The organism is Frigoriflavimonas asaccharolytica (genome assembly GCF_013294015.1).
In the GTDB taxonomy this organism is placed as follows: Bacteria; Bacteroidota; Bacteroidia; order Flavobacteriales; family Weeksellaceae; genus Frigoriflavimonas; species Frigoriflavimonas asaccharolytica.
Genome location: NZ_JABSNO010000008.1, coordinates 16,118 through 32,328, shown reverse-complemented (window position 1 = coordinate 32,328; position 16,211 = coordinate 16,118). Strand labels below are relative to the sequence as shown.

Sequence of the window (16,211 nt, the reverse complement as noted above, 5' to 3'; positions counted from 1 at the left end):
AAAGTATAAAAAAAAATGAGAATAGATAAATTTTTATGGAGTATTCGGTTTTATAAGACCAGAACCAAAGCAACAGAAGAAGTGAAGAAAAATCGTGTCTCAATTGGAGACAAGGTGGTAAAGTCTTCTAAAGAAGTAAAACAGGGCGATGTTTTAAAGATTAGAAAAAATCAAATAGATTATAAAATTAAAGTTTTAGATATACCCAAAAGCCGTTTGGGTGCTAAATTAGTACCGCTGCACATCGTAGATCAGACGGAAGTAGAACAATATGAATTATTAAAATCTAGAAAAGATCAACAAAACTACTACAGAATAAAAGGTGAAGGTAGACCTACAAAAAAAGATCGTAGGTCTATTGACGGCTTTACTTCTGAAGAAGACAATGATGGGGAAGAAGGAGATTTTACCAATTGGGATCACTTCTTTAGCGAAGAGGAAGATTAATACCCATGCACTTTCAAAATAATTTCTTTCACCAATTCTTCGGGAGATTTATCTTTCGTATCAATGATAAAGTTGGCTTGGCTATAGAATGAATTTCTTTCAAATAAATGTTTTGCAATAAATTCCGGCAAATCTTCATCGGGAATTCTTGCCAAAAGTGGTCTTCGCTCTTTATTTTTTGATATTCTATCGGTCAAGGTTTTGATATCTGTACGCAGAAAAAAACTTGTAGAATATTTGTTGATGGCATCCATATTATCATAAAAAGTAGGAGTTCCACCACCTACACTTAAAATACTGTTCTCAGTTTCTTCCAAAAGTTGGTGCAAAATCTCTTTTTCTTGCTTCCGAAAATAGATTTCGCCATTATTTTGGAAGATTTCGGGGATTGTTTCCTTTAATTTTAAAGAAATTTCTTTATCCAGATCTAGCAATTTATAGTGCAATTCTGTACTTAATAATTTGGAAATGTGTGATTTGCCACTTCCCATATAACCAACCAGTGAAATTATCATATTTTTATTTTGCACAAAGTTGTAAAAAAATTTTGAGATTTTAAAAAAACTCTTATCTTTGCACCACTCTAAAACAAGATACAATCTTTAATTATAGTAGACCGACTCGGTAGCTCAGCTGGTAGAGCAATACACTTTTAATGTATGGGTCCTGGGTTCGAATCCCAGCCGGGTCACTTTAACAAAAATCGTTTCGTATTTCGGGACTTTTTTTTTGCCTGTGTGGTGAAATTGGTAGACACGCCATCTTGAGGGGGTGGTTTCTTATAGATGTGCTGGTTCGAGTCCAGTCGCAGGCACAAGCAGAATAGTAGATAAAATTTTTAAAAATAATTTTATCATTCATTAAATTATCCGACTCGGTAGCTCAGCTGGTAGAGCAATACACTTTTAATGTATGGGTCCTGGGTTCGAATCCCAGCCGGGTCACTTTTTAATTATTTTTAAAAGAAAAAATGCTCTGTTTTCACAGAGCATTTTTTTTTATTTTAAGAGAGATGGATGTTATCTATCAACCTTACATCATCTACAAATACAACGATAAAGGCACGATAGTTTTTATCTTTATAAAAAAAATCTGTTTCTTTCAAGGTTTTTTCATCCGCAATTTTAAAATATTCTAAAACCATTCCTTCTTCATCTTCAAAAATTTTAGAAACACGCTCTATAATTTCCGGTATTGTGATTACTCTAAACCACTCTTCAATCATTAGCAAAGTTTCGTAAATTATTTTTGCAGACTCTCTTTGTGTTTCGGATAATCTTACATTTCTAGAACTCATTGCCAAACCATTTTTTTCTCTAAAAATCGGTACGCCAATTATTTTAACAGGTAGATCTCTAATTTCTACCAATTGCTCTACAATTGCCAATTGTTGATAATCTTTCTCGCCAAAGTAAGCGGTATTTGGTTGTACTTGTAGAAATAACTTCTCTACCACGGTTCCTACACCATCAAAATGGCCTTCGCGAAATTCGCCCTCCATTTCTTTTTCTATACCTCCAAAATCATATTTTTTTCTTTCCATTACTTCTGGGTAAATATCCTTATCAGAAGGTATGTATACAGCATCAACTAAACTAGAATTTTCCAAAATTTGGATATCCTTATCAAAATTTCTGGGGTATTTTTGCAAATCCTTTACATTATCAAACTGCGTAGGATTTATAAAAATGGAAGCTACTACAATATCATTTTCCTGCCTAGCTTTAGCATATAGAGATAAATGGCCATCATGTAGTGCGCCCATTGTAGGCGCAAAACCGATTGTAGCATTGCGCTCTCTTTGAGATTTAATGAAACTTTGTAGAGAATTGTGATCGTAGAATATTTGCATGTCAACTGTTTAAAAAAAGTTTATAAAAGTAATATAAAAATTATAATTAAAGCAATTTTTTTTATTGTCATAACACCAAATTTCCGTCTTATAGTATTAAACTATGTTAATAAAATAATATTATCGTATTTTTTTGTAATTTTGCAAAATAGAAGAATTCTCTTTTATACGTAAAAAACACCAAATGCCTAATCAGAAAATTCTATATATTACCACAGAATTGTATCCATATCAAGAAGGAAGCAGTATTGCCCAAACGGTGCACGATATGGCATTGAAGATGTATTCCAAAGGTAATGATGTTCGTGTTTTCATGCCCAGATTTGGCTTGATAAGCGAAAGAAAGTTTCAACTTCATGAAGTTATCCGTCTGTCTGGAATGAATATTATTATCAATGATCTAGATCAACCTCTTATCATAAAGGTTGCTTCCTTACCAGGTGAAAGGTTGCAAGTATATTTTATAGATAACGAAGAGTATTTTAAAAGAAAGCAGTATTATTTTGAAGAAGATGGTTCGCCTTTTATTGATAATGGAGAACGTGCAGTTTTCTTTGCAAGAGGAGTAATAGAAACCATAAAAAAATTGAATTGGGTTCCCGATGTAATTCACTTGAGCGGTTGGATGGCAAGTTTCATCCCATTGTACCTAAAGACGTACTACAAAAACGATTCTTATTTCAACGATACAAAGATGATTCTCTCTGTTTTCAATGAAACTAATACACCGCTAGAAAAGAAAATGGAATCTATTCTCAAATTCGATAATATCGAAGGTTACGAGGATATGGAAAATCCAACTTTTCAAAGTTTTGTGAAAGATGCTATGAAAAACGTAGATTTAGTAATTAAAGGTGACGAATTTTTAGAAAAAGAACTAGATGATATGTTTAACAAAATAGACGGAGAAAAATCTGAATATATAGACATAGAACTAATTGAAAAAATATATAATTAAATTATCGATGATTAAAGATTTTAAAAAAATTATTTACATAGCTTCTATCATATTTTGTGGAAGCTTATTTTTGTATAATTGCGAATCGGATGCAGATAATCTAGGTGAGCAATTATTTGCCGGCGAAGGTTCTAATGCAAATGTGGAACTTTTTGATGTGATAGCATATAATATCGATAATAATGATTCTATCCGTAGTGATGCTTCGCAATTAGGATTTGCGCAGATTGGTGCTTTTGCAGAAGGAGTATTTGGTACTCAAAAAGCTGCCTACACTACGCAACTAAGAATGCAAGAGTATTCCCCAACATTCGGTACCAACGCGATTGTAGATTCTGTAGTTTTAGATTTTCAAATGCCAATTGGTTTGTATGCTTCAGATTCTCTAACAACTACCACTACATCTATTACTTATCCTGGTGCAATTGCTGCTACAAAAGTGGTAAACAGCTATCCACTATATAAATATGGAAAAACAAAACTTGGTAGTGATAAAACTTTATTCAATATCAACGTACATGAAGTATCTGATTTTCTAAAAAGTAGTACAGATGAGTATTATTCAGACGAAAATATTGCTACAAGTACTTTATTAGGAACTAAATTATTTGATGGTACCGTAAAATCCACAAAAATCACGAATAATACTGGGAGTAGCGATATTTTTAACGTAGATCCAAGTATAAGAATTCCACTTAATGCTGCATATTTTCAAAGTAAAATTATTGACAAAGCAGGAAGCTTAGATTTGAAAGATGCTTATAACTTTATTAGATATTTTAAAGGTGTGAAAGTATCTGTGGTAGAAAATGATGGTTACTTATTTGCGATCAATCCTGCTAGTGCAAACATAATTATTTATTACCAAAATGATCTGGTATCGGGTACAGTAACTACAAGAGTCCCGCAAACTTTTAATCTTACCATGGGAACCTCATTAAGTTCGCACGTGGGCCAATTCTCTTACAATAGAACAGGTACAATTGTAGCAGATGCTTTAGCAACTATCAACACCAACACTGGAGATAAAAAATTATATCCACAAGGAATGGGTGGACCAAGTGTAGGTTTTAGAATTCCACCAGCGACCATAGCTTTATTGAAAAATAAAGTTCAAAATGAAAAAATAGGGATTATCTCTGCAAAAGTTAGAATATACACAGATAATAGTGTGTGGAATAATAATTACACCAAACCCAGCAATTTTGTTTTTCTGAAAAATGGTGCAACATCATTCTTAACAGAAGTTTCATCGTTAAATGCTGCTCCAGGATTTAGTTTAGTAAAAGCTTACGATACAGATAAAAATCCAGCGTATTATGATTTCACTATCACAACTACCTTGAAAGAAATTGTTGAAAAAGAACTTGCTAATGAAGATTTTATCGTCCATATGGGAAGCTTTTTAGTTGATTCAGTAGGAAGCTTAGTGAGATATAGTTCTACAAGCAGAGCTTTTACACCAAATAGATTAGTTTTGGTTGGTACAGATGCAACAAATCCGCAGAGAATACAATTGCATATTACCTACGGAAGTAAATAAAAATTAAATTTAGATAAAATTATGTGTGGAATAGTAGGATATACTGGTTTTCAAGATGCTTATACAATAGTAATAAATGGTCTTCGTAGATTAGAATATAGAGGATATGATAGTGCAGGAATTGTTTTGGAAAATAAAAATGCAAACTTTTCAACCGCAAAAACGAAAGGTAAAGTTGATGATTTGGTAGCAATATCAGAAAATTTAAAAGGAACAGCATCTGTCGGAATGGGACATACAAGATGGGCAACACACGGAGTTCCATCGGATAGAAATTCTCATCCGCACATTTCTAATAATGGTAAAATTGCATTGGTGCATAACGGAATCATAGAAAATTATGATACCATTAAAAAAATGCTTACTGAAAAAGGCTACACGTTTAAATCCGAAACAGACACAGAAGTTTTGGTAAATCTTATCCAATACTTTATGGAGTTGGATGCTAATCTGGACTTTCCAGAAGCCGTAAGATTTGCTTTAAATGAAGTGTATGGAGCCTACGCAATTACTGTGATGCACGAAGATTTTCCTGGAGTTTTAGTTGTGGGTAGATTAGGATCTCCATTAGCAATTGGCTTAGGAAATAAAGAGTATTTCATCGCATCAGATGCATCGCCTTTTGTAGAGTTTACCAAAGAAGCAATTTATTTAGAAGAAGGTCATATGGCAACTATTTCCCTAGAAAATGGTGTAGACATACGTTCTATTGTAGATAATTCTAAAATAATACCAGCGATACAAGAATTAAAATTAAGCTTGGAGCAAATTGAAAAGGGCGGTTACGAACATTTCATGCTAAAAGAAATTTTTGAGCAACCAAAATCTATTCATGATACTATGCGAGGTAGATTGATCGTAGAAGAAGGCATTATCAAAATGGCTGGAATATGGGATCATCTAGAGAAATTTACCAATGCAAATAGGATCATCATCATAGCGTGTGGTACTTCTTGGCATGCAGGATTAATTGGTGAGTATTTAATTGAAGAATTTGCAAGAATTAACGTTGAGGTAGAATATGCTTCAGAGTTTAGATATAGAAATCCTATCATTGGAAACAAAGATGTAGTTATAGCAATTTCTCAATCTGGAGAAACCGCAGATACTATGGCAGCTTTAAAATTAGCAAAAGAAAAAGGTGCATTCATTTATGGTATTTGTAATGTGGTAGATTCTTCTATCGCCAGAATCACAGACGCGGGATCTTATACGCATGCAGGACCAGAAATAGGTGTAGCATCCACAAAAGCATTTACAGCGCAACTAACGATACTTTCTCTCATTGCATTGAAATTAGGCAAGCACAATGGTAGCTTAAGCAATGGTGAATTCATGAAATTGATCACGGAATTAGATCATTTACCAAAGAAAATTGAAGAAGTACTAAAATCTACTCACGATTTAGTAAAAAATATCGCAAAAGATTTTGTAAACGCTCAAAACTTCCTATATTTGGGTAGAGGTTATAATTATCCAGCAGCATTGGAAGGAGCTCTAAAATTAAAAGAGATTTCTTACATCCATGCAGAAGGTTATCCTGCAGCAGAAATGAAGCACGGCCCAATTGCTTTAATAGATGAAAACATGCCGATTGTAATCATTGCGCCCAAAAAAGGACACTATGATAAAATTGTGAGCAATGTTCAAGAAATAAAAGCTAGAAAGGGAAAAGTATTAGCAGTTGTTAACACGGGAGATACTCAAGTAAGTGAAATGGCAGATTATGTAATTGAGATTCCAGAGACTTCAGAATGTTTTTCTCCAATTGTAGCATCCGTTCCATTACAACTACTTGCTTACTACATAGCAGTTTACAGAGGAGCAAATGTAGATCAGCCAAGAAACCTGGCAAAATCGGTAACTGTAGAATAAATTAACCTCAAATAAAATTTTATAATTTTTTTTACGTTTTGTGAAAAAAATCTTAAAAGTTTCTTAAAAAAATTATATATTTACGCCTTAATTATAAATAATAACATGAAAAGGATATTTCTATTATTACTATCAACGTCTCTAGGTCTAATCGTATCTTGTGGTGGAAGCAACTCTTCTGCTGGCAAGCCAGGTACCAAAGGAGAATTAATTCCAAGAGAGAAATCTAGATCATTTGTTGCCGAAAGGCCTTATGGTATGGTTTACATTCCTTCTGGTTCATTTGTAGCAGGTCTTGCTGATGAAGATAGAACGAACACATCGGAAAAAGCGCCATTGACAACAGTTACTGTTTCCTCATTCTTTATGGATGAAGCAGAAACTACCAACGCTGAATATCGTGTGTTTGTAAACTATGTGAGAGATTCTATAGCTCGTACGCTTCTTGCAGAAGCTGCAGGTGATGGCTTCGGTAGTGGAAAAGGTAAAGGTAAAAGTATTACAGATTATGCTTATATTGATAACACCGCAAATCAAGGTAATTTAACTCCTTACGAAGAATATTTAGAAAATCAAGGATCAAGAGATGGTTACGATGCTTCTAAGAAATTAGATTGGAAACAACCTTTGCATTGGAGTACGAAAAATTACCCAGATGTAGAGTATGCAGAAGTAGTAGAATCTATGTATCTTCCAGCTTCAGACAGATTTAACGGTCAGAAAATGATCGACGCAAGTAAATTAAAATATTCTTACCAATGGGAAGATTTTGGATCAGCTATTCAAAATAAAGAAAGAGGTGCGAACTATATAAAAAGAGAAAGTTTAGCAGTATATCCAGATACAACTGTTTGGGTGAAAGATTTTAGCTATTCTTACAATGAGCCAATGTTCGAACAATATTTCTGGCACAATGCTTACAAAAGCTATCCAGTTGTTGGTGTAACTTGGGATCAAGCTAGAGCATATTGTGCTTTTAGATCTAAGTTGAAATCTGATTACAACGAAAGTTTGAAAAAGAAAAAACAACGTCCTTTGAATTTCCGTCTACCAACTGAAGTTGAATGGGAATATGCAGCAAGAGGTGGTCTAGAAAATGCAACTTTTCCTTGGGGAGGTCCTTATTTAATGGATGATAGAGGTTGCTACCTTGCAAACTTTAAGCCAACTCGTGGTAATTATTTAGAAGACGAGAAAAAAGGAACTTATGCATTTACAGGTCCTTCAAAAAAATTCAGAAAGAATGGTTTTGGATTATATGATATGGCAGGAAACGTTTCTGAATGGACGGTATCAGAATTCAACAATTCTTCTTACCAAATGACAAATTCTATGAATCCTTCTACAAAAGGACAAGCAGATACGAAGAAATCTGTAAGAGGAGGTTCTTGGAAAGATATAGGAGCAATGTTGATGACAGGTAATAGAGATTGGGAAAGAAAAGATTCTGCAAGAAGTTATATTGGTTTTAGAACAATACAAGATATTCCAGAAGCTGCGGTAAAACCAAAAAGAAGAACAAACTAACAAACTATTTTTTAAAAACTAATAATACTAAACATTATGGCTAGAGGAATCTTTACATCAAAAGAAGGAATATATAACTTCATTTATTCATTTGGTGCTGCAATTGTAATTATAGGTGCATTATTCAAAATTACCCACTTCGCTATTGGTCCTATCACAGGAAATTTAGCACTTACTGTAGGATTAGTTACAGAGGCATTTATCTTTGTGATATTTGCATTTGACCCACCAAAATCTGAAGAATCTTATGCTTGGGAAAATGTTTATCCAGAATTATTGGATAGAAATGCTAACCCAAATCCAGTTCATGCAAATATGGCAAGCGTTCAAGCTAAGCAAATGGACTTCATGTCTGAAATGGAAACATCTCTATCTACTAAACTAGACAAGATGTTGGAAGATGCTAAACTAGATGTAAATTTATTCGAGAGATTAAGAACAGGTATTGATAAATTTTCTACCTCTGTAGACCAAATTAATCAAACTGTAGATGTTTCTGCTTCTACTCATAAATATAATGACCAATTAAATCTTGCTGCAAATCATATGGATAGTTTGAATAAATTGTACGCTCTACAAGTAGAAAATGGCAGAAGCCAAATGGAGCAAAATGCTAAGTATATTACAGATTTAGAAAAATCTGCAGAACACTCAGAAAAATTCAATGCAGAATTAGATGGCCTCACAGGTAATCTGAATAGTTTAAATAGAGTTTATGGTGGTATGCTCACTGCAATGAAATCATAATTTCCGCGGCGTACCAATCAAATTATTAATTAAACTAAACAAAAACAATGGCACAAGGAAAACAGACTCCACGTCAGAAAATGATCAATTTGATGTACCTCGTATTCATCGCGATGTTGGCGTTAAATATTGATGCAGAGATAATCCGTTCTTATTATGAATCAACTCAATCATTACAAGATACAAGAACACTTACTGAAAGTAGAAATACAGACATTTTCGAAAAAACTTTACAAGCTAAAGCTGCAGCCGTTCCAGACACATACGCAACGCCTTTAGCTCAATATAAAGTTTTGAAAGGTAAGATCGATGCGCTCGTATCTGATGTTCAAATTGTTAAAACTACATTGAAAGATAATTCTGACTTTTTTGAGAAGGATAAAAAGACAGGTAAAAAAATTAATTTAGAAGATAATTTTTCTGCTCTTAATAATAATGAAGCAGTAATGGAGTATTTCTTTGTTGATGGGGACGAGAATACAGACTCTAAAGGAACCAAAGCACTAAAAGCAAAGATTGATGATGTAAGAAATTATATTAATCAAACATTTGGTGGTAATACTCAGTACAAAAACTTAGTAGATAGAGCTAAACAATCGCTTATCACAACGTATCCAGGAAGTGGTAAAGCTGATAATGATAAAACATGGATGCAAAATAAATTTTATCATCAGCCACTTATTGCTGCCGTATCGAATTTAGAAATTATCCAAAATGATGCTAGAAACGTACAATCAGATGCTTTAGCTTTAATGTTGCAAGAGAAAGTAGATGCTACTATTAAATTTAATATGTATGATGCAGTGGTGAAAGCACCAGTAGATGTTCAAGTAGGAACACCTGCTACTGCAGAAGTATATTTAGGTTCTTATTCTAACTCTAATAAAATTAATATAAAAGGAGTAAGTAGACAAGAAAATGGAAAAGGATTTTTACCTTTAAACACAAGTTCTGTCGGTGAAAAATCTTTTGCAGGTTCGATAGATGTTTCTATGTCTGATGGATCTATTCAAAATTTCCCATATACCCACAAATACAATGTAATTGCTGGACCAAGAGAAGTGATGTATGAAACAGGAGCAATGCTTTCTGCAGACAAAATGAATGTACTATACAGAGGATTAGATAATCCAATTTCTGGTTCTATTTTAGGAGTAGATAACAAAAAATTATCTTTATCTGCACCGGGTGCAAGTGTAAGTGGTAGTTCAGGTAAATGGAGTGTTAGACCTGGTACTGGTACTGTCGTAAATATGACGATATCTGGTTCTGGTCCAAAAGGAAATCAGTCTCAAATGTTCACTTACAGAATTAAAAATGTACCACCTCCACAAGGACAAATTAGAGGTAAAACGTACATAAGCGTACCTGCTTCTTCTATTAAAAATCAAATTGTTACTGCTACAATTCCAGATTTTGATTTTCCAGTTACTTTCACTGTTACAGGTTTCAAATTAAAAGTTGCTGGTAGAGCTGCTACTTATGTAAGTGGTAATTCATTACAATCATTGGGAGCTTATACAGATGGTTTAAGAAGTGGTGACAACGTTTTAATACTTGATATAGAAGCTACAGCAAATGGATTAAGTGGTCCTTTGAAAAACATTTCAACAGTTGGTATTAGCGTACTGTAAATTTAGTTTAATTATAAAATTCATAAACATGAAAAAGTATATTAGTGGTTTATTAGTCTTAATTGCAGGTTTTGCATTTTCACAGACTATTCTTAACGCTTCTTCTCCGGAAGAATATAGAAAACTGCAAAATGATAATATGAGAATTGTTGGAGACAGTATGGTTTCCAATAAAATTACACCATTGAAATATGGATACGTAGATGAAAAAGATATTAGAAAAAGTATCTATGTATGGGAAGTAATAGATTTAAATGATAAAATTAATCAGCCATTCTATTATGATAATAAAAGCGGTTTTTCTAATCAAACAAAATCTTTATATACTGTACTTTTAGATGGTGCAAAATCTGGCAAGATTGCTGAAGTATATGATGATGAAAATTTCACGAGACGATTATCAATTGAAGAAATTAATAAGAGACTCGTTAGTAAAAGGGTTGATGATGGTCTAGTTGATATCATCCAAGAAGGAAGAACTCCAACGCAAGCAGAAATAGATCAATATACAGATTTAGTTGTTACTACAAGTGATAAGGTTAAAATGTTAAAGATGATGGGTATGTGGTTTATCGATGTTCGTGATGGTCAAATGAAATATAGACCATTAGGAATTGCTGCAATGGGACCAGATCCTGCAGTAATGGGAAGAGTTGATTCTCAAGGTAATCCATTATTAGGTGCAAATGAATTAATAGATCTTTTCTGGATTTTCTATCCAGACGCTAGAGAATTACTAGCAAATAACGCAGTATATAATAAAAATAACTCTGCTGCTGATTTAAATTTTGATGATCTAATTAATGCAAGAAGATTTAGTTCTATCATTTACAAATCATCTAATGGAACTGGTGATGGTAAAATTGCAGATTATATTCCAAAAAATGCTGATGAGCAATTGGAAGAAAGCAATAGAATAAAAGGACAAATTTTAGCAATGGAAAACGAATTGTGGAATTACTAAAAAATTCTAATTAATTAATATCAACCTGAATATTTTTATTCAGGTTTTTTTATGAAAAAACACGTAGATTATATTATTGTTGGAGATGGGTATGCAGGATTATTTTTTGCACATCAATTAATTTTAAACAAAAAAACTTTTGTACTTTATTCAGAAAGTAAGAAAAGTGCTTCGCATTTTTCTGCAGGTATTATCAATCCTGTTGTTTTGAAAAGGTTTAGTGCATTTTGGCTAGCAGATGAGCAAATAGATTCCTTGAAGACTACAATGGATCAAATATCTGTATATTTACCTAAAAATTATTTCGTAGAAGATGCAATTCATAGGATTTTTCATGATGAGAAGGAAAGAGATATTTGGCAAAGAAAAATTATCTCTAATAATTTAGAAGCGTATTTAAGTGAAGAATTTGATGCGCTGCAAATAGTGGAAAATCCTTTTGAAACAGGTGTAGTTTTAAATTCTGGTAGAATTGATGTTCAAAATTTCTTTACAGACTTTCTTAGGTATTTAAAGATTCAAAATTATTTGATTGAAGAAAAGTTTGACTTTGCTAAAATTGAAGTAATGGACAATGTTTACAAAGATTTTACTTACAAAAACATCGTCTTTTGTGAAGGAATTGCTGTTAAATCTAATCCCTATTTTAGCAAAATTCCTATTATACCGAACAAAGGTCATTTTATAAAGGTTCAACTTTCTGAGGCTATACCTGAAAACGTTATTATTAAAAAGAAGCATTTTCTATATCATTTAGAAGATAATATGTATTATTACGGCGGAACTTACGATCCAGAAGGTACGGGAAATCAAATAGACGATGCAGCAAGACAGCAGCTCATTGATGGATTGAAAGAGTTTTATCCTTACGAATTTCAAATTTTAGAAATAAATTTTGGCTACAGACCAACCATGGAAGATAGACGTCCAGTTTTGGGATCGCATTTTAGGGTTAAAAATCTTCATATTTTAAATGGTCTAGGAGCGCGCGGTATTTTAAATGGTAATTATTTTTCAAATCATCTCTACAACCACATAGAATTTGGACAAGAATTGTTACCAGATGTAGATTTAAATAGATTTACTTAAATTATTAAATTTCTCAATTAGAATGAATTATCATTCTAATTTTTTTTTAAATACTAATTTTTCAAATCTTTGATAAATCGTAAAAAAAATAATTTAGCTTTTCTTGAATAGTAACTACAAAACTTTTAGTTTCGTGTGAATTCAATCTATCTGCAATGTGAATTTTTCAATTTAGTCATACATTATTTAAAATAAAACGATAAACTATTAAAAAAAATATTTATCTTTAAAACTTTAAGTATTAACATTAAAAATATAAATTATGGCAATGTTTGATTATGGTGTTGGAGGTAGCGAAGTGAAAGTTGACGCTAACGAAGCAATATCTCATATTCAGGAAAACAGATCAATGATCGTAAGTAAACTTACAGAAGAAGAGCCTTTTGCGCCAGAAGTGGTGAAAGGATTAAAAACTGTAGAAGATGTCTTTAAACATTTTAAGCCTACTGTAAGTGTGCAGCATGAAACAGAAGATGGAACTATTGTAGATGAAGAATTTAGATTTAATAACGTAGGTGATTTTACACCAAAGAGTATTACTCAAAATTCTGAATATTTAAAAAAACTAAGTATTGAGCAAGAACAATACAATAAAATCTTAAGACAATTAAAAAATAATAAGATTTTAAAGAAAATTTTGCAAGATGAAACTACAAGAAATGCGCTAGTAGATGTTTTGAAAGATGTGGCTAATGAATTGAAAAACGATAACTAAAATGATGGAAAATAGCAAACAACAAGAAAGCCAAAACGAGCAAGGCCAGCAACAACAAAGTAGCCAGCAACGCAGAGAGAATGCTTTAGAGGAATTGAACAAAGTTGGCGGTTTTAATTTTATAGAAACCGTTGTAGACGGCGTTGCCAACATGAATCCTTCCCGTAAAGCGAGGAAAGAAATTTTCCTAAACGACCACAATAAAGACACAGAAAGAAAAGATCTTCTTCAGAAATTGAATCTGTGGATTTCATTGCTAGATAGTGAAGCTACAGCAGAAGAAATGGGCGAATCTTGTAAAGACAAAGCTCTATCTGCAGAGAAAAATCTTAAAAGTAATTTAAAAAATGCTTTAGATAGTACTCGTGAAATGGAAACCAACTACAGAACAGTAGCTCAGTTTTACAAAAATACAGAACTAGATAAGGTAGATAACGTAAGTATCGTAAATGCTTCTATGGACCAATTAACAGATTTAGATAATCCGTTATTTGTAGAGGCTATTGCAGACGAATTTAAACAAAATTATGACCGTCTAGACCTTCGTGATAGTTATTCTATTCTTGCTTTGCCAGGTTATTTAGGATCAAACAAAGTGGTGGAAAAATGGGCGAAAATCTGTAATGAGAATAAAGTGATGATGGTGACGGATTTTGCAAATCTAGATAAACCAGATGACGTTGTAGATATGTTCCATTCTGCCAATCTTACAGGTGGCGAATTACATAGAAGTAATGTAATAATGACTACTAACTGGCTAGTTGGTAGAGGTAGAGCAGAAGAAGTAGGGGAAGAGGAAAATATAGATCTTCCACCTTCTACTTCATTAGCTGGAAAAATCCACAAAACATTAATGTCTCAAGTATCTGCTGGTAAAAAGCATGGTAACATTAATGAAGTAGATGCTGTAAAATTTGACTTAAAGAAAAGTGAAATTTCTCAACTAGAAAAAATGGGATTAGTTCCTATGGTTAGCGAATATGGTAAAATTATGGCATTCTCTGCCAAAACTTTATTTACTGGAGACAATATAGGTTTACAAACGTATTCTGTAGTGCGTGTATTTGATTACGTGACGAAAGTACTTTTAGATTTCCTAAACAGAAGAGCTTTTGAAAACTGGACACCAAGAAATGAAGATGACCTTAGAAAACAAATCGTAACGTTCTTAGACGGTGTAAAAGGTGCAGACAAATTGATCGAGAAGTTTAAAATTGTTCGTTTTGAGCAAGATAAAGTAAACAAGGACAGAGTTTGGCTAGACATCAGAATGACGCCTTATTTCCCAACAAAAAGTTTTGTAATAAAACTGGATGGTCACAAAGGTGATGATGGAAATGAGTGGGAATCTGAATATCAACAGGAATAGAAGGATTAAATTTAATTAATTGATACAAACCAACTCTTCGCAGTTGGTTTTTTTAATTATTCGGAAATTTTACAATTCAGATGGATCATCACTAAAATAAGGATAACAATGGTTCACGATATTAACAACAGCAAAATAATCTTCATTTAAAAAATTTGAAATAATAGAATGTAAATTTTCAAAGTTGACATCTGCTAAATGGCTTTCACAGTCAATTTCACTTGTTGGTTTTTTTGTAATAAATCGCGTCAACCATGAATTTTTCTCCTCTTCTTTCCAATAATAAAAAATCAGAAACTTGACCTTATTACTTTGCCCGCGTCTGATTTCAAAAGGATTTATAGGAAAAATTAATAGTTTTTTTTGCTGAATTTTTTGTTGAAACATAAGTGAGAAACCTTCATTATATATCTTGCTGGTATTTCCTGCTCTGGCTTCATTTTGGTCTATACATTCAGATTCCCAGTCAATATTTTTAAAAAAAAGCATACCTTCAGTTGCATCAACGGATATTTGTATATCGTTTGGTGAAACAGCTCCTGTCCAATCTAATGTAAAAATTGTATTGGTATCTACCATATTTGTAATTCATTACTTCCGCTCGGCATATAAAGATAAATGGTGTACCAGAAAGGATCTTCAAATTCTCCACCCACAAAAATATCAAACATCGTTTTTTTATTTTTATTGTTTTGAAGCATAACTACTTTACCTCCAAAACCATACATAATTTCATAGTTTTGAAAATCCGGAACTTTTCGAAATTCACCAATTTTGGTACAAAATAATATTAAATCATTGTCATCTTCCTTATTTAAGGTACTTAATAGTTCGGTTTTACTTGAATATAAGTAACTAGAAGATTTAAAATTATGTTTAAAATTCTTAACAAACTCAATACCTTTTCCAGTTTCCATCATCGTTTTAAGATCGTTATATTTAGCAACGACTTTTTTTTCTATATCAGAAACATTTTTTAAATCTTGAGCAGAATTCAAATCATTACTAAAATCAAAAGGCACTTTGGCTTTAAATAAAAATTTCATTTCGTAAAAATTCAATTTTTTATCACCAATATTTTCCGGTAATGACTGTTCCTGTAAATGCTCAATTTCAGTAATGGGAGTTGTCATTTTATCTTCAGCAAACTGAAGACGAATATCGGCAACAGCATCTGCCGGCAAATATTGTACACCTTCATAAGGATAAATTTCTACAGTCAGAACCTGCTCGCCGGATTTCGGAATGTAGTCGTTTAAAAACAGCGTCATGCTTTCATCCGCATTTTCAGTTAAAGGCAACCAATGCGGAAGATCATTACACCGAATTACAACCCGACATTTGCTTTTATTCACCTGTACAGAATACAGAGGATGAGTGGAATAGCTTTTAATGTCTTTAGCGATCCATTCTTTTTTTATCGAAATAATTTCGTCTTCCATTTGTTTTTTATTTTGTTTTTGACATTGAATATTGTTAAATAGAAACAAT

General features: G+C 32.5%; 15 protein-coding genes and 3 tRNA genes. 14 read left to right on the top strand and 4 right to left on the bottom strand.

Annotation, left to right across the window (positions count from 1 at the left end; genetic code table 11):
* The first annotated feature begins 15 nt into the window (after positions 1 to 15).
* Positions 16 to 447 carry an RNA-binding S4 domain-containing protein gene (locus HNQ03_RS06890; protein WP_173778941.1) on the top strand — a complete coding sequence of 144 codons (432 nt, stop codon included), beginning with the start codon at positions 16 to 18 and terminating at the stop codon, positions 445 to 447.
* On the opposite strand, the gene HNQ03_RS06885 is transcribed toward HNQ03_RS06890, so the two are convergent.
* Positions 444 to 962, bottom strand: a complete 519-nt coding sequence (locus HNQ03_RS06885; protein WP_173778940.1) for a shikimate kinase — start codon at positions 960 to 962, stop codon at positions 444 to 446. The two genes, HNQ03_RS06890 and HNQ03_RS06885, sit on opposite strands and share 4 nt — an antisense overlap.
* A 103-nt stretch (positions 963 to 1,065) precedes the next feature.
* On the opposite strand from HNQ03_RS06885, the gene HNQ03_RS06880 reads away from it, so the two are divergent.
* From HNQ03_RS06880 to HNQ03_RS06870, 3 genes are all read left to right on the top strand, one after another.
* Positions 1,066 to 1,138: transfer RNA gene (locus HNQ03_RS06880), tRNA-Lys, on the top strand.
* A 40-nt stretch (positions 1,139 to 1,178) separates the two neighbouring features.
* Positions 1,179 to 1,261: transfer RNA gene (locus HNQ03_RS06875), tRNA-Leu, on the top strand.
* A gap of 57 nt (positions 1,262 to 1,318) precedes the next feature.
* Positions 1,319 to 1,391, top strand: a tRNA-Lys gene (locus tag HNQ03_RS06870).
* Between the two features lie 59 nt (positions 1,392 to 1,450).
* Here HNQ03_RS06870 and panC read toward each other — a convergent pair.
* Positions 1,451 to 2,299 carry a pantoate--beta-alanine ligase gene (panC, locus tag HNQ03_RS06865; RefSeq protein ID WP_173778939.1) on the bottom strand — a complete coding sequence of 283 codons (849 nt, stop codon included), beginning with the start codon at positions 2,297 to 2,299 and terminating at the stop codon, positions 1,451 to 1,453.
* 184 nt (positions 2,300 to 2,483) lie between these two features.
* On the opposite strand from panC, the gene HNQ03_RS06860 reads away from it, so the two are divergent.
* The 10 genes from HNQ03_RS06860 to HNQ03_RS06815 all read left to right on the top strand — a co-directional run bounded on the left by HNQ03_RS06860 (position 2,484) and on the right by HNQ03_RS06815 (position 14,720).
* Positions 2,484 to 3,257, top strand: coding sequence for a glycogen/starch synthase (locus HNQ03_RS06860; protein WP_173778938.1), 774 nt, complete (start codon positions 2,484 to 2,486; stop codon positions 3,255 to 3,257).
* Positions 3,258 to 3,264: 7 nt separating this feature from the next.
* Positions 3,265 to 4,800 (top strand): DUF4270 family protein, encoded by a 1,536-nt coding sequence (locus tag HNQ03_RS06855; protein WP_226927452.1) that lies wholly within the window; start codon positions 3,265 to 3,267, stop codon positions 4,798 to 4,800.
* A 21-nt stretch (positions 4,801 to 4,821) separates the two neighbouring features.
* Positions 4,822 to 6,675 carry a glutamine--fructose-6-phosphate transaminase (isomerizing) gene (gene glmS / locus HNQ03_RS06850; protein WP_173778936.1) on the top strand — a complete coding sequence of 618 codons (1,854 nt, stop codon included), beginning with the start codon at positions 4,822 to 4,824 and terminating at the stop codon, positions 6,673 to 6,675.
* 105 nt (positions 6,676 to 6,780) lie between these two features.
* On the top strand, positions 6,781 to 8,202 hold the full coding sequence (gene porK / locus HNQ03_RS06845; protein WP_173778935.1) for a T9SS ring complex lipoprotein PorK/GldK: 1,422 nt from the start codon (positions 6,781 to 6,783) through the stop codon (positions 8,200 to 8,202).
* A 36-nt stretch (positions 8,203 to 8,238) separates the two neighbouring features.
* Positions 8,239 to 8,949, top strand: a complete 711-nt coding sequence (gene porL, locus HNQ03_RS06840; RefSeq protein ID WP_194305164.1) for a type IX secretion system motor protein PorL/GldL — start codon at positions 8,239 to 8,241, stop codon at positions 8,947 to 8,949.
* A 47-nt stretch (positions 8,950 to 8,996) separates the two neighbouring features.
* On the top strand, positions 8,997 to 10,583 hold the full coding sequence (gene porM / locus HNQ03_RS06835; RefSeq protein ID WP_173778934.1) for a type IX secretion system motor protein PorM/GldM: 1,587 nt from the start codon (positions 8,997 to 8,999) through the stop codon (positions 10,581 to 10,583).
* Between the two features lie 28 nt (positions 10,584 to 10,611).
* The gene (porN, locus tag HNQ03_RS06830) at positions 10,612 to 11,547 is read left to right on the top strand and encodes a type IX secretion system ring subunit PorN/GldN (RefSeq protein ID WP_173778933.1); all 936 of its coding nucleotides are present in this window, start codon (positions 10,612 to 10,614) and stop codon (positions 11,545 to 11,547) included.
* A gap of 51 nt (positions 11,548 to 11,598) precedes the next feature.
* Complete coding sequence (locus HNQ03_RS06825; RefSeq protein WP_173778932.1) at positions 11,599 to 12,636, top strand: NAD(P)/FAD-dependent oxidoreductase; 1,038 nt, start codon at positions 11,599 to 11,601, stop codon at positions 12,634 to 12,636.
* A 262-nt stretch (positions 12,637 to 12,898) separates the two neighbouring features.
* Complete coding sequence (locus HNQ03_RS06820; protein WP_173778931.1) at positions 12,899 to 13,351, top strand: type VI secretion system contractile sheath small subunit; 453 nt, start codon at positions 12,899 to 12,901, stop codon at positions 13,349 to 13,351.
* A gap of 4 nt (positions 13,352 to 13,355) precedes the next feature.
* Positions 13,356 to 14,720, top strand: coding sequence for a DUF5458 family protein (locus HNQ03_RS06815; RefSeq protein ID WP_173779027.1), 1,365 nt, complete (start codon positions 13,356 to 13,358; stop codon positions 14,718 to 14,720).
* A 69-nt stretch (positions 14,721 to 14,789) separates the two neighbouring features.
* Here the strand turns inward: HNQ03_RS06815 and HNQ03_RS06810 are convergent, their stop codons facing one another.
* Positions 14,790 to 15,299 (bottom strand): hypothetical protein, encoded by a 510-nt coding sequence (locus HNQ03_RS06810; RefSeq protein WP_173778930.1) that lies wholly within the window; start codon positions 15,297 to 15,299, stop codon positions 14,790 to 14,792.
* A complete protein-coding gene (locus HNQ03_RS06805; RefSeq protein WP_173778929.1) occupies positions 15,293 to 16,162 on the bottom strand; it encodes a hypothetical protein in 870 nt (289 codons plus the stop codon). The genes HNQ03_RS06810 and HNQ03_RS06805 overlap by 7 nt, the downstream gene beginning before the upstream one ends.
* Positions 16,163 to 16,211 lie beyond the last annotated feature (49 nt).